Source organism: Phycicoccus elongatus Lp2, from assembly GCF_000367525.1.
In the GTDB taxonomy this organism is placed as follows: domain Bacteria; phylum Actinomycetota; class Actinomycetes; order Actinomycetales; family Dermatophilaceae; genus Phycicoccus_A; species Phycicoccus_A elongatus.
Genome location: NZ_HF570956.1, coordinates 1,191,684 through 1,206,300, shown reverse-complemented (window position 1 = coordinate 1,206,300; position 14,617 = coordinate 1,191,684). Strand labels below are relative to the sequence as shown.

General features: G+C 67.7%; 7 protein-coding genes and 1 pseudogene. 7 read left to right on the top strand and 1 reads right to left on the bottom strand.

Annotated elements, in window-relative coordinates:
* Positions 1-26 precede the first annotated feature (26 nt).
* Together BN10_RS05755 and BN10_RS15610 are read left to right on the top strand one after the other, a co-directional pair.
* Positions 27-2,063: an alpha-1,4-glucan--maltose-1-phosphate maltosyltransferase gene (locus BN10_RS05755; protein WP_010850249.1), complete on the top strand. Its 2,037-nt coding sequence runs from the start codon at positions 27-29 to the stop codon at positions 2,061-2,063.
* A gap of 149 nt (positions 2,064-2,212) precedes the next feature.
* Positions 2,213-3,256 (top strand): hypothetical protein, encoded by a 1,044-nt coding sequence (locus BN10_RS15610; RefSeq protein WP_010850248.1) that lies wholly within the window; start codon positions 2,213-2,215, stop codon positions 3,254-3,256.
* 59 nt (positions 3,257-3,315) lie between these two features.
* Here BN10_RS15610 and BN10_RS05745 read toward each other — a convergent pair whose 3' ends face one another.
* The gene (locus BN10_RS05745; RefSeq protein ID WP_010850247.1) at positions 3,316-5,949 is read right to left on the bottom strand and encodes a glycogen/starch/alpha-glucan phosphorylase; all 2,634 of its coding nucleotides are present in this window, start codon (positions 5,947-5,949) and stop codon (positions 3,316-3,318) included.
* A 173-nt stretch (positions 5,950-6,122) separates the two neighbouring features.
* Between BN10_RS05745 and treS the strand changes: the two are divergent.
* From treS to BN10_RS05720, 5 genes and pseudogenes are all read left to right on the top strand, one after another.
* A pseudogene (treS, locus tag BN10_RS05740) lies at positions 6,123-7,849 on the top strand (maltose alpha-D-glucosyltransferase).
* The gene (locus BN10_RS05735; protein WP_051369630.1) at positions 7,842-9,305 is read left to right on the top strand and encodes a maltokinase N-terminal cap-like domain-containing protein; all 1,464 of its coding nucleotides are present in this window, start codon (positions 7,842-7,844) and stop codon (positions 9,303-9,305) included. Before treS ends, BN10_RS05735 begins: the two are co-directional and overlap by 8 nt.
* On the top strand, positions 9,306-11,651 hold the full coding sequence (glgB, locus tag BN10_RS05730) for a 1,4-alpha-glucan branching protein GlgB (protein ID WP_198014015.1): 2,346 nt from the start codon (positions 9,306-9,308) through the stop codon (positions 11,649-11,651).
* 148 nt (positions 11,652-11,799) lie between these two features.
* Positions 11,800-13,464, top strand: coding sequence for a phosphoglucomutase (alpha-D-glucose-1,6-bisphosphate-dependent) (gene pgm / locus BN10_RS05725; RefSeq protein WP_010850244.1), 1,665 nt, complete (start codon positions 11,800-11,802; stop codon positions 13,462-13,464).
* Between the two features lie 170 nt (positions 13,465-13,634).
* Positions 13,635-14,564: a hypothetical protein gene (locus BN10_RS05720; protein ID WP_010850243.1), complete on the top strand. Its 930-nt coding sequence runs from the start codon at positions 13,635-13,637 to the stop codon at positions 14,562-14,564.
* Positions 14,565-14,617 lie beyond the last annotated feature (53 nt).

The window sequence follows — 14,617 nt, the reverse complement described above, 5'->3', positions numbered from 1 at the left end:
CACCGCTGGGCGGTAGCGTTCCGGGGGTGAAGGCACCGCAGACCTCGGCCCCCCAGTCCCCCATCGGTCGCATCCCGGTCCAGAACGTGCGGCCGTGCGTCGACCACGGCACCCGACCTGCGAAGTCGGTCGTCGGCGAGGAGTTCGACGTCACCGCAACGGTTTTCCGTGAAGGTCACGATGCGGTGAACGCGACGCTCGTCGTCACCGACCCCGATGGCCAGGAGCGGGCCCAGCTCATGACCTGCCTCAACCCGGGACTCAACCACTGGGCTGCCCCGTTGGTCGCCGACCGTGAGGGCTGGTGGAGCTACCGCGTCGAGGGCTGGTCCGACCCATACGGCACGTGGGTCCACGACGCCGAGATCAAGGTGGCCGCAGGGGTCGACGTCGAGTTGATGTTGGCGGAGGGCGCCTTGGTCCTCGAGCGCGCGCGGGACGAGGTCAAGCGACCCAAGAAGGCCAAGGCGCTGATCGACGAGGCGATCGACATCCTGCGCGACGACACCAAGGAGCCCTTCGACCGGCTCGGGGCGGGCACCCATCCCAAGATCCGGTCCGAGATGGCCGAGCGTCCGCTGCGGGACCACCTCTCACCATCTGCCGACCTGCCGCTGCTCGTCGAGCGGGAGCGTGCCCTGGCCGGTGCGTGGTACGAGATCTTCCCTCGGAGCGAGGGCGCGACCTACGACGTGACCGAGCACAAGTGGACCTCGGGGACCTTCCGCACCGCGGCCAAGCGCCTTCCGGCGATTGCGGCGATGGGCTTCGACGTCGTCTACCTGACCCCGATCCACCCGATCGGGTCGGCGGCCAAGAAGGGCCCCAACAACACCCTCAACGCGGGACCGGACGACCCCGGATCGCCCTATGCGATCGGCTCCCCCGACGGCGGTCACGACGCGCTGCACCCCGACCTCGGGGACTGGGACGACTTCGCCTTCTTCGTCGCCGAGGCCGAGCGCAACGGCCTCGAGGTGGCGATGGACATCGCCCTGCAGGCCTCCCCCGACCACCCGTGGGTGCAGTCGCACCCGTCCTTCTTCACCACCCGCGCGGACGGCACCATCGCGTATGCCGAGAACCCACCGAAGAAGTACCAGGACATCTATCCGCTCAACTTCGACAACGATCCTGCCGCGGCCTATGCCGAGGTCCGTCGCGTGATGCAGGTCTGGATCGACTGCGGCGTGAAGATCTTCCGCGTCGACAACCCGCACACCAAGCCGGTGGAGTTCTGGCAGTGGCTGATCGACGACGTCGCCAAGGACCACCCGGACGTCATCTGGCTGGCCGAGGCGTTCACCAAGCCGGCGATGATGCACACGCTCGGCAAGGTCGGCTTCCAACAGAGCTACACCTACTACGCGTGGCGCAACTCCGCGCAGGAACTCCAGGAGTACGTCGAGGAGCTCGCGGGTGACGCCGCGGCATACATGCGGCCGTCGTTCTGGCCGACGACCCACGACATCCTTACGCCCTACATGCAGTTCGGCGGGCCGGCGGCATGGAAGTTGCGCGCGGCGCTTGCGGCGACCCTCGTGCCGACCTATGGGATCTACACCGGCTACGAGTTGATGGAGCACGTGGCGCGCCCGGGCGCCGAGGAGCAGATCGACAACGAGAAGTACGAGTACAAGGACCGCAACTGGGCGGACTACGAGCCCGGCGGTTCGCGCGCCGGGCGTACGCTCGCCCCGTACCTGACTCGGCTCAACGAGATCCGGCGCTGGCACCCGTCCCTGCTGTGGCTGCGCAACATCACCTTCCATCGCGCCGACGACTCCCGCGTGCTCGTCTTCAGCAAGCGTCGACAGGTCGTGCAGCCGGACGGGAGCACGTGGGACGACGTGATCCTGGTCGTCGCGAACACCGACCCGCACTGCACTGCGACGACGATGATCCACCTCGACATGCCGGCGCTGGGCTATGAGTCCCACGAAGGCTTCATCGCCCACGACGAGATCACCGGCCAGGAATGGCCGTGGTACCAGGACAACACCGTCATACTCGGCCCGAGCAGCGAGCCGGTGCACATCATCCACGTCCGCCGCTACTTCTGATCACCCTCAGAGGCCGTCGAGGCCTGGGTGTTGGGTTGAGGGGGTCCTGACCCCCTCAACCCGACACCTGTGTGGCTCTGCCGACGTCAGGGTCCCGCGCCCTGTGGACAGCGCCCGCCGCGTCACTTCGGCCCGGCACGCTGGAGGGTATGCCGCACTCAACCCGGACCGTCGACTGGCCGCCCCTGCTGCTGGCAGCGCGCTTCCAGTTCGAGTTGGTCACCCGAGGCCAGTGCCTGAGGGCTGGGATGTCCGTCGAACAGATTCGGCACTGCCTGCGCACTCGCCGTTGGGTGCGCGTCGCCTCTGGCGTCTACCAGACCGCCCCCGGCAAGAGCGGGTGGGAGGTCGATGCAGCGGCTGCGCTTCTCGCCGTGACCGGCCGGGGACCGACCGATCTCAGGTCCGACAAGGGCAGCCTGCAGAGCCCACCTGTAGCCCTCTTCGGGACTGCAGCCGCCCGGGCCTGGGAGATGCCCGGAGTCGCCCGCGCCCCGATCCAACTGGCGATCTCCGCCCCCCGGACGATCACACCGGTCAAGGGCGCTGCCCTACGGCGCATCGGCCGGTGGGACGAGCGCGTTGATCCCCTCACCTTCCCGTGGCGCACGACGAAGGCGTCGACGATCATCGACTGCGCCGCCGGAAGCGAGCCCGATGGCGCACTGGCCTGGTTGGCGCTAGCTGTCCAGAAGCGCCTCGTCCCCGTGGAGACGCTGGAGGCGGAGTTGGCCAAGCGCACCCGCCTCCGGCACGGCGCCCTCATGCGCGAGGCGATGGCCGATGTCACGTCGGGCGCCCACTCGGCGGCCGAGGTCCGCTACGTGCGCGACGTCGAGCGAGCACATCGCCTGCCCACCGCGATCCGGCAGTCTGCCAGCAGGGTGAACGGTGGATCAGTGCATGACAACGACTATGCCGATTTCGGGGTCGTCATCGAGGTGGATGGGAGGTTGGGCCACGAGGAGTGGGCCAGCCGGATCAAGGACGGTCGTCGGGATCGACGGCTCGGCGGCGCCGGCCGCTTCACCAACCGCGTGTTCTGGCCGGACGTCGCCGTCACCGTCTGCGCGACGGCGGCGGAGGTCGGTGCGCTCCTGCGCGCCAGGGGCTGGACCGGTCGACCGATGACCTGCGGCCGGCCCGGATGCGCGACCGAGTTGGCCGCGACTGCCGCTTGGGTGTCGGGTTGAGGGGGTCCTGACCCCCTCAACCCGACACCCAAGGCCAGCCGTGTCCCGGTATGCCGCGGTCAGACGCCAGTCTTGACGTGCCAGATCCGGTCGATGTAGTCGCGGATCGAGCGGTCCGAGGAGAAGAACCCGGTCCGAGCGACGTTGAGGATGGCCATCCGTGACCAGTTGTCCTGGTCGCCGTAGGCGGCCTCGACCTTGTCCTGCGCCTCGATGTAGGCCGCGTAGTCGGCCAGGGCGAGGAAGCGGTCGTTGTAGAGCAGGTCGCCGACGAAGGAGCTGACTGCGTCACGGCTGCCCTTCGTGAAGTGACCACTCGCGATGAGATCGATCGCGCGGCGCAACTGTGGGTCGCGCTCGTAGTACTCACCCGGCCGGTAACCCTTGGCCTGGAGCTCGGCCACCTCGGGCTCGGTCATCCCGAAGAGGAAGAAGTTCTCATCGCCGACGAGCTGCCGGATCTCGACATTGGCACCGTCGTCGGTGCCGATCGTCAGTGCGCCGTTGAGCGCGAACTTCATGTTGCCCGTGCCCGAGGCCTCCTTGCCGGCGAGCGAGATCTGCTCGGAGAGGTCCGCAGCCGGGATGAGCTTCTCGGCCAGAGTCACGTTGTAGTTCGGTGGGAAGGCGACGAAGAGGCGACCGTCGACGCGCGGGTCATTGTTGACCGTCTGCGCCACCGAGTTGATGAGGAAGATCGTCTCCTTGGCCATCGCGTACCCGGGGGCCGCCTTGGCGCCGAAGACCACCGTGCGCGGCGTGACCGTCGACGGCTCGACCTCACCGGAGATGAGCCGGTCGTAGAGCGTGACGATGTGGAGGAGCTTGAGCGACTGCCGCTTGTACTCGTGCAGGCGCTTGACCATGACATCGAGTAGGTGACCCTCGGGGAGGGCGATGCCGTCCCGGGAGACCAGGACGTTGCGGATGCGCGTCTTGTTGTGCGCCTTGACCGCGCGGAACTTCTCCCGGAAGTCCGCGTCGTCGGCATAACCCACGAGTTCCTCGAGCCGGTCGAGGTTGGCGACCCAGCCCTTGCCGATGGTGTCGGAGATGAGCTTGGACTGCTCGGGGTTGGAGAGCTTGATGAAGCGGCGCGGCGTCACGCCGTTGGTGACATTGGTGAAGCGCTCCGGCCACAGCTCGGAGAAGTCGTTCAGCACCTTCTCCTTGAGCAACTCGCTGTGCAGGGCGGCCACGCCGTTGACCTTGACCGACGCGACCGTGGCCAAGTGGGCCATGCGCACCGAGCGCTCGGGGTGGTCCGCGATGATCGACATCCGCCGCACGCGCAGTTCGTCGCCCGGGTAGGTCTCACGCAGCTCGGCGACGAAGTCTTCGTTGATCCGGTAGATGATCTCCATGTGGCGCGGCAGGAGCCGCTCCATGAGGGACACCGGCCAGACCTCGAGCGCTTCGGGCAGCAGGGTGTGGCAGGTGTAGGCGAAGCACTGCTTGGTGATCGCCCACGCCTCCTCCCATTCGAGGTCGTGCTCGTCGAGGAGGATGCGCATCAGCTCGGGAATGCCGATGACCGGGTGAGTGTCGTTGAGCTGGAAGATGATCCGCTCGGGCAGGTCCCGGACGTCGAAGTCCTTGGGCATCGTGTGCTGGATGAAGTCCTTGATCGACGCGGCGACGAAGAAGTACTGCTGCTGCAGCCGCAACTCCTTGCCCTGCGGCGTGGAGTCCTCGGGGTAGAGCACCTTGGAGATGTTCTCGGCGAAGGTCTGTGCGCGCACCGCCTCGGCATAGTCGCCGGCGTTGAAGATGTGCAGGTCGAAGGACTCGGTTGCGCGGGCCCGCCAGAGGCGCAGCGTGTTGACGACGCCGTTCTGGTAACCGGGGACCATGTAGTTGTAGCGCAGCGCCATGACGCCCCAGGCCGGCGTCCAGCGCCGACGCTCACGGCCGTCCTCGCCGACGTAGGTCTCGACGTGCCCGCCGAAGTTCACGGGCACCTCCATCTCCGGGTGCACGACACCCCAGGGCCCGCCCATGGACAGCCAGGCGTCCGGCTTCTCGACCTGTCGGTTGTCGACGAAGGTCTGCTGGAAGATGCCGTACTCGTAACGAATGCCGTAGGCGATGCTCGACGCGCCGAGGGTGGCCATGCTGTCGATGAAACAGGCGGCCAGGCGGCCCAGGCCACCGTTGCCCAGCCCGGGCTCGACCTCCTGCTGGCGCAGGTCGTCGATCTCGATGCCGCAGGCCACCATCGCCTCGGTGGCGATGTCGGTGAGTTCGGTCGCCAGCAGGGCGTTGTCGAGCTGTCGGCCCAGGAGGTACTCGGCGGACAGGTAGCCGACCATCTTGGCCGGCTTGTCGGTGCGGCGCCGGCGGGCCGTCTCCAGCCAGCGCGCCATGAGGTAGGAGCGCACCGTGCGCGCGAGCGCGAGGTACTGGTCGTTGACCGAGGACCGCGACAGGGGCACACCCTGACCGAAGTTCAACTCGTGGAGGAAGGCCTTGACGAAGGCGTCCACGGTGTGGGGCGGGGAGATGACCGGACCGTTGGCCAGCGTGGAGGTGGGGGTATGCCGCGGCCCGGTCTCGTGGCGCCAGGCGTGGCCGTCGGTGCTCTCGGAAGCGCCACCGGTGGTGCTCTCGGAGAGGCTCACCGGTGCGCCGTCGGTGCGGTCGTTCTCGGGGTCCTCGGCAACGAGGTCGAGGGGGGTGGGGGCGTCGGTCACGCGCACTCCTGAGGGTGCTGGGGGGAAGGTATGCCGGTCGCGTCGTCGAGACTTCCGCTCAACGGTAGAGGATCAGGCGCGAAAACGCTCTCACGGTTCGCGTAACCGCTTACCGTGCGATGGTGAATGATGGTCTGGACGTCCTGTCCCCTGACGTGTAGGAGCGAACAAAGGTGTCTGGCTTCCCCACCGGCGCGAGCCCTGTCCCCGGCCTCCGGCGTGACCCGGAGTGGTTCAAGACGGCCGTCTTCTACGAACTGCTCGCCCGGGCCTTCTCGGATACGACCGGCTCGGGGACCGGCGACTTCCAGGGGGTGATCTCCAAGCTCGACTACATCCAGTGGCTCGGTGTCGACTGCATCTGGCTGCCGCCCTTCTATGCCTCTCCCCTGCGTGACGGCGGCTACGACATCGCCGACTACACCGCCGTGCTGCCGGAATTCGGCACCATCGAGGACTTCCGCCAGCTCGTCGGCGAGGCGCACGCCCGCGGCATACGCATCATCACCGACTTCGTGATGAACCACACCAGCGACCAACACCCGTGGTTCCAGGCCTCGCGCAGTGACCCCGAGGGGCCGTATGGCGACTTCTACGTGTGGTCCGACACCGACGAGAAGTACGCCGGTGTCCGGATCATCTTCGTGGACACCGAGGAGTCCAACTGGACCTTCGACCCGGTCCGGCGGCAGTTTTTCTGGCACCGCTTCTTCTCCCACCAGCCGGACCTGAATTACGAGAACCCGGCCGTCATCGACGCCATGAAGGACGTCGTCCGTTTCTGGATGGACATGGGCATCGACGGCTTCCGCCTCGACGCCATCCCCTACCTCATCGAGGAGGAAGGACACAACGGCGAGAACCACCCGCGCACTCACGAGATCGTCCGCGAGATCCGAGCGATGGTCGACGAGGAGTATCCCGGTCGGATCCTGCTCGCCGAGGCCAACCAACCGCCGGCTGAGGTCGTCGACTACTTCGGCAGCGACGAGGAGCCGGAGTGCCAGATGTGCTTCCACTTCCCCGTCATGCCGATGCTCTACTACGCCCTGCGTGACGAGCGCGCGGCCCCGATCATCGACGTCCTCGCCGACACCCCGCCCATCCCGGCCGGCGGCCAGTGGGGCACCTTCTTGCGCAACCACGACGAGCTCACCCTCGAGATGGTCACGCCGGAGCAGCGCGCCGCGATGTACGGCTGGTATGCCCCGGACCCGCGGATGCGCGCCAACGTCGGCATCCGCCGCCGCCTCTGGCCGCTGCTCGGCAACACAGCCGCGCCGAGGTCGAGCTCATCCACGCCCTCGTGCTCTCCCTGCCCGGCTCACCCTGTCTCTACTACGGCGACGAGATCGGCATGGGCGACAACATCTGGCTCGAGGACCGCGACGCGAGCCGCACGCCGATGCAGTGGACCCCGGACCGCAACGCCGGTTTCTCCAGCGCCGACCCGGGCAAGCTCTACCTCCCCGTTGTCGACTCCCTCGCCTTCAACCGCGGGGCGATCAACGTCGAATCCGCCATGGCACAGCCGAGTTCGTTCCTGCACTGGTTGCGCAAGGTGCTGGCAGCACGCAAGGAGCACCCAGTCTTCGGGGTCGGTGACTTCACCGTCGTCGAGTCCGGCAACGAGCGCGTCCTGGCCTTCCTGCGCACGGACAAGCGCAACCGCACGCCGGAGGACCGGTCCGCCCGCACGGTGCTCTGCGTCAACAACCTGTCGTCGACCGCCCAGGGTGCGTCGGTGCAGTTGGGCGAGGAGTATGCCGGGGCGCGGGTTCGCGATGTCATCGGCGGCGCGGTCTTCAACGTCGTCGGCGACGACGGCCGCGTCCCGGTCACCCTCGGCGACCGCGGCTGGTTCTGGCTGGCTCTGGAGACGGACGAGGACCGTGGCTGAGATCCACACCGGCACCTACGTCCGCCCCTCGAAACTCGAGTTGCTCACGGCGTGGATGGGTGCGCAACGGTGGTATGCCGCCAAGGGGTACGAGCCGCAGTTGACTCGGATCGACGCCTGGCGACTCGGTGATCCCGCTGGTGAGGTGGGCATCGAGACCCTGATCGTCTGGGACGACGCGGGCACGGGTCCGGTGGCCTATCAGGTGCCGCTGACCTATCGCAGCGCTCCCGTCGAGGAGCTCGAGCACGCTCTGGTCGGCACGACGGAGCACGGCGTCCTCGGCCAACGGTGGGTCTACGACGGCACCCACGACCCTGTCTATGCCGAGCAACTCCTCGAGTTCGTGCGAGGCCGGGTCCACGCCGAGAGTTCGACGGAGTCGGACACGGTCGATGACCGCTACGTCGGGGTGCCCGCCACCACGTGGACCGAGGACCTCTCCTTCGGTTCGTCGCGGGTCCTGGCCGGCGAACAGTCGAACACGTCGATCATCGTCGACACGGTGACCAGCGACGGGTCCGCCCGCCCGGTGATCATCAAGGTCTTCCGGATGCTCTCCCCGGGCGATAACCCCGACGTCGTCCTGCAGACCACGCTGCGCGAAGCCGGCTGCGAGCGGGTGCCGGCCGTGGTCGGCTCGGTGCGCGGAGAGTGGGACCTGACGGCATACGCCCCCGGCAATGGGGACTCGATCGGCACGCCGCAGACCGTCCACCTGGCCTTCGCCCAGGAGTTCCTGCCCGGCGTGCAGGACGCGTGGCGGGTGGCCTCGGTCGCCGTCGACGAGGGCACCGACTTCACGGGGCCGGCACGACTGCTCGGCGAGGCGACGGCGCGGGTGCACGGCATCCTCGCCGAGGCCCTGGGCACCACGCCGACCACCCACGACACCGGCTCGGCGATCGTCGACGAGATGCGCGGACGCTTCGAGGCGGCGGTCGCGGAGGTCGACGAACTCGCCCGCTTCGCCCCGCTGGTGGACCGGATCCTCGCGGAGGCAGCGGACGTGGCGTGGCCACCGATGCAGCGCATCCACGGTGACTATCACCTGGGTCAGGTGCTCCATTCCCCCACTCGTGGGTGGATCCTGCTGGACTTCGAGGGCGAGCCCATTCGACCGCTCGCCGAGCGCGTCCTGCCCGATCAGTGGATTCGCGACGTCGCCGGCATGCTGCGCAGTTTCGACTACTGCGGCGGATCGTGGGAGCAGGACAATCCGGGGTCGGCCAGGCCGTGGGTGACCGCCACCCAGCGGGCCTTCCTCGATGGGTATGCCGCGGTCTCCGGCGTCGATCCGCGTGCCCACTCCGCACTTCTCACCGCCTTCGAACTGGACAAGGCGATGTACGAAGTGGTGTACGAGGCCCGGAACCGGCCAGACTGGGTCAGCATCCCACTCCAGGCCATCGACCGGCTCACCGCCGGTCACGACGAAACCCTGAAGGAGACATAGGTGACTCCCACTCCCCGTCACGAGGTGTCCGGCGCGATCGCTGCCCTCGTCCAGGGTCGACACCAGCAACCGCACGACCTGCTGGGCCAACACCTCGAGGACGGAGGGCTGCGGATCAGGGTCCTCAAGCCGATGGCCGGCCAGGTCCGCGTCCGCTTCGAGGACGGTGAGGAGTTGTCGCTCGCGCACGAAGCGGAGGGCGTCTTCAGCGCGGTCCGTCCGGACGTGGACACCACCATGGACTACCGCGTCCTCACCACCTGGGGAGATGGGGTCGAGCACGAGAGTGATGACCCGTATCGCTTCGCCCCGACCCTGGGCGAGATGGACCTGCACCTGGTCAATGAGGGCCGGCACGAGCAGTTGTGGACCGTCTTGGGCGCGCGGGTGCAGACCTACCCCGGCCCGATGGGCAATGTCACCGGCACCTCCTTCGCCGTCTGGGCCCCGCGGGCCAAGGCCGTGCGTGTCATCGGCGATTTCAACGGCTGGGACGGTCGGATCCACCCGATGCGCCTGATCGGCCGGTCCGGAGTCTGGGAACTCTTCATCCCGGGTGTCGGCGCGGGGTCCATCTACAAGTTCGAGATCCGTGGGGCCGACGACGTCGTGCGCGCGAAGGCGGACCCGATGGCTCGGCGCACCGAGTGCCCGCCCAACACCGGCTCGGTGGTCGAGGACTCGCACCATCAGTGGGGCGACGACGACTGGATGGACCGGCGGCAGGAATCGAACCCGCACAACGGTCCGATGAGCGTCTACGAGGTGCACCTCGGGTCGTGGCGACAGGGCTCGTCCTACCGCGACCTGGCCGAGCACCTGGTCAACTACGTCAAGGACCTCGGCTTCACGCACGTCGAGTTCCTCCCGGTCATGGAGCACCCCTACGGCCCCTCATGGGGCTACCAGGTGACCGGCTACTACGCACCGACCGCCCGCTTCGGCGACCCGGACGACTTCAAGTACCTCGTGGATGTCCTGCACCAGAACGGTATTGGCGTCATCCTCGACTGGGTCCCGGGGCACTTCCCGCGCGATGCCTTCGCCCTGGCCCGCTTCGACGGCCTCGCTCTCTACGAGCACCCGGACCCCCGTCGCGGCGACCAGCCCGACTGGGGCACGCACGTCTTCGACTTCGGCCGTCGCGAGGTGCGCAACTTCCTCGTCGCCAACGCCCTCTACTGGCTCGAGGAGTTCCACGCCGACGGCCTGCGCGTCGACGCGGTCGCCTCGATGCTCTACCTGGACTACTCCCGCGCCGACGGGCAGTGGATCCCCAACATCCACGGCGGACGCGAGCACCTGGAGGCGATCGGGCTGCTCCAGGAAGCCAACGCCACGGCATACAAGCGGGTCCCGGGGATCGTGACGATCGCCGAGGAGTCCACCTCCTGGCCCGGCGTCACCAAGTCCACCGACAGCGGCGGTCTCGGATTCGGGCTGAAGTGGAACATGGGCTGGATGAACGACTGGCTGCGCTACCTCAAGGAGTCGCCGGTCAACCGCCAGTACCACCACAACCTCATCACCTTCTCGATCATGTACGCCTTCGGCGAGAACTACCTGCTGCCGATCAGCCACGACGAGGTCGTCCACGGCAAGGGCTCGCTGCCCGGCAAGATCCCCGGGTCCAAGCAGGAGAAGCTCGCCACCCTGCGCGCCTTCCTCGCCCACATGTGGGGCCAGCCGGGCAAGCAGCTGCTCTTCATGGGCTTGGAGTTCGCGCAGCAGAGCGAGTGGGCCGACGGGCGCTCCCTCGACTGGTGGCTGCTCGAGGACCCCGCGCACTACCGGGTGCACAACCTGGTCAAGGAGCTCAACCGGATCTATCGGGAGCACAAGGCGCTGTGGGCCTTCGACTCCGAGCCGGCCGGCTTCGAGTGGATCGATGCCGACGACAAGGGCGGCAACACCTTCTCCTTCCTGCGGTTCGGTGAGCACGACCGCAGCGGCGAAGACGTCGTGGCCGTGATCGCCAACTATTCAGGCCAGGACAAGGAGTGGGTGCGGATCGGCGTGCCGCGCGGCGGGGACTGGAAGGTCATCCTCGACACGTCTGGTTTCGAGGGCGACGGACGCGCCTCGCAGGCCGACGTCGTCGTCACCGCGGTCGACGAGCACTGGAACAACCAGCCGCACCACGTGACGGTGCGGGTCGCCGCGCTCTCGACGCTCTACCTCGCGCCCGTCACGCACACCGAGACTCTGCCCGCGCCGGAGTCCCAACCGGAGCCGGAGTCAGAGCCGGCGCCGGAGTCAGAGCCGGCGCCGGAGTCAGTGCCGCTGTCGGAGTCAGAGCCGGAGACAGCGCCGGTGCGCGACGGCGGCACCGACGGCAACGCCTGACCTCTCAGGAACAGATCTCGCGCGGGGACGCAGGTATACCTGCGTCCCCGCGCGAGATCTGTCGGCGTGGATCGGCCCCAGGGGCCTGCGCCGAGAGGGAACGGAGAAGGGATGCGGCGTCCGGGTCCCCGATGGAAGGATGGGCGCCATGAACAGCCCTCGCGCAGGACAACTCGCAGAGCCCTCCGACCTGGTCGACATCGCCCACCTGATCACGGCGTATTACACCGGCAAGCCGGACCCCGAGGACATCGACCAACAGGTCGCCTTCGGGACCTCGGGACACCGCGGCAGCAGCCTCAACACCGCCTTCAACGAGGACCACATCGTCGCCACGACCCAGGCCATCTGCGACTACCGCAAGGGCCAGGGCTTCGACGGGCCGCTCTTCCTCGGACGCGACACGCACGGGTTGTCCGAGCCGGCTTGGGCCAGCGCGATCGAGGTGCTCGTCGCCAATGACGTGACCGTCCTCGTCGACGCCCAGGACCGTTACACGCCGACCCCGGCGGTCTCGCACGCGATCCTCACCGCCAACCGCGGCAAGCTCACGACCGTCGACGACATGCGCCCAGGCATCGGACTGGCCGACGGCATCGTCGTCACGCCCAGCCACAACCCGCCGAGCGACGGTGGTTTCAAGTACAACCCCCCGCATGGTGGTCCGGCCGACAGTGACGCGACCAAGGTCATCGCGGCTGCCGCCAACGCCTACATCCGCGACGGGTTGAAGGGGGTCAAGCGGATCCCGTTCACGCGAGCGCGAGCCGCCTGCGCGGCATACGACTTCCTGGGGACCTACGTCGACGACCTGCCCAATGTCCTCGACATCGCCGCGATCCGCGAGGCGGGGGTGCGGATCGGGGCCGACCCGCTCGGCGGCGCAGCGGTCGACTACTGGGGCGCCATCGGTGAGCGGCACAGGCTCGACCTCACCGTCGTCAACCCGCTGGTCGACCCGACGTGGCGCTTCATGACGCTGGACTGGGACGGCAAGATCCGGATGGACTGCTCGTCCCCCAGCGCGATGGCCAGCCTGATCGACAAGCGCGACGACTACGACATCGCGACCGGCAACGACGCCGACTCCGACCGGCACGGCATCGTCACGCCGGACTCCGGCCTGATGAACCCCAACCACTACCTCGCCGTCGCGATCCAGTACCTCTACGGCGGGGCGCGCGAGGGCTGGCGTGAGGACGGCTTCATCGGCAAGACGCTCGTGAGCAGCTCGATGATCGACCGCGTTGCGGCCGACCTCGGACGGCGGCTCGTCGAGGTGCCGGTCGGCTTCAAGTGGTTCGTGCCGAGCCTGCTCGACGGGTCGGGGCCCTTCGGCGGCGAGGAGTCGGCCGGCGCCTCCTTCCTGCGCACGGACGGCTCGGTCTGGACCACCGACAAGGACGGCATCCTGTTGGCCCTGCTCGCCTCCGAGATCCAGGCGCGCACCGGGAAGTCCCCCAGCCAGCACTATGCCGCGCTCGTCGCCAAGCACGGCGACCCGGCATACGCCCGCATCGACGCAGCGGCCAACCGCGAGCAGAAGGCCAAGCTTGCTGCGCTGTCACCGGACGACGTGAAGGCGGATTCCCTTGCGGGAGAGGCGATCACGGCCAAACTGACGAAGGCACCCGGCAATGATGCGGCGATCGGCGGCCTCAAGGTCGTGACCAAGTCCGCGTGGTTCGCGGCTCGCCCGAGCGGCACCGAGGATGTCTACAAGATCTACGCGGAGTCCTTCCAGGGTCCCGAGCACCTGGCGCAGGTGCAGGCCGAGGCCAAGGAGGTGGTGTCCGCGGCCCTCGGCGCCTGACCGCAGGCGGCCGTGCCGCGCCGGCCCGCCATTTGTGACACCAGGTTCGTCGGGTCCGGCACGTCGCAGCGCTCCCCACCCGCCATTTGTGACACCAGGTTCGTATGCCGTGTGCCCGGCCCTGTGGATATCGCGCCTGTCACTTTGCCGCGTTCCGGGATGCTGACGTCATGTCCAACAACGTGAATCGTGACATCGACATCCTGAAGCCGTTCCTGCGCCACCGAGCGATCAGCGCCGGGTTCACTGAACGCGAACTGAAGAGCCGCGCGTTCACTCAATTGGTCTGGGGAGTGCATGTCTCTTCGGAGGTGCCGATCGACAACTACATCCTGTGCAAGGCGGCGCTGCTCGCAGTGCCGGAGGGAGCGATCTGCGGCCGGTCAGCCGCCAGGTTGTGGGGCGCGATCGTTCCCGATTCCGCCGATGTCGAGATCCTGCTCAATCGCAAGCAGCGGACGCTGATCAAGGGTCTGCGCATGCACCGTCCTGCGCAGCCTCCACCGACGACCATGCGCTACGGACTCCGGGTGACGACACCGGAGGCAACCTTTCTCAAGTTGGCCGGCGAACTTGAACTCGTCGACCTCGTGGTCGCAGGCGACACGCTGTGCAAGAAGGCAACGACGCCCCAGAAACTCGTTGCAGCAGCGGCAGCCTTCCGCGGAAAACGCGCTCGCCTCGCGCGCGAGGCAGCAGCTTTGGTCCGATCCCGGGTCGACTCACCTCAGGAGACGAAGGTGAGGCTGCTCATGGTGCTCGCGGGCATTCCAGAGCCGACGGTCAACATCGTCTTCCGCGACGAGGAGGGCAACATCAAGCGCCGGATCGACATGGGCTATCTAAAGCTGCGACTCGGGGTCGAGTACGACGGTCGGCAGCACGCCGAGAACGACGAACAGTGGCAGAACGATATCGACCGGCGCGAAGAGTTCGATGAGTTGGAATGGCGCCTGATCATCCTTCGCTCACCAGATCTGTTCGTGCGTCCTGACCTGGCGCTTGCCCGCGTCGCCAGGGCACTCGCGTCCAAGGGCGTGATCGTGCACCTGAAGCAGGACTGGCGGCGCCACTTCCCGGTCCGCCGAGCAGCGGCGTAGGCAACCCCTGATCCAGCCCCACGGCATACGAACCTGGTGTCACAAATGGCGGG

What these genes read in the sequence shown, in the direction of transcription:
- pgm (WP_010850244.1), top strand. Translation starts at nt 11,800, where the DNA reads ATGAACAGCCCTCGCGCAGGACAACTCGCAGAGCCCTCCGACCTGGTC.
- BN10_RS05720 (WP_010850243.1), top strand. Translation starts at nt 13,635, where the DNA reads ATGTCCAACAACGTGAATCGTGACATCGACATCCTGAAGCCGTTCCTG.
- BN10_RS15610 (WP_010850248.1), top strand. Translation starts at nt 2,213, where the DNA reads ATGCCGCACTCAACCCGGACCGTCGACTGGCCGCCCCTGCTGCTGGCA.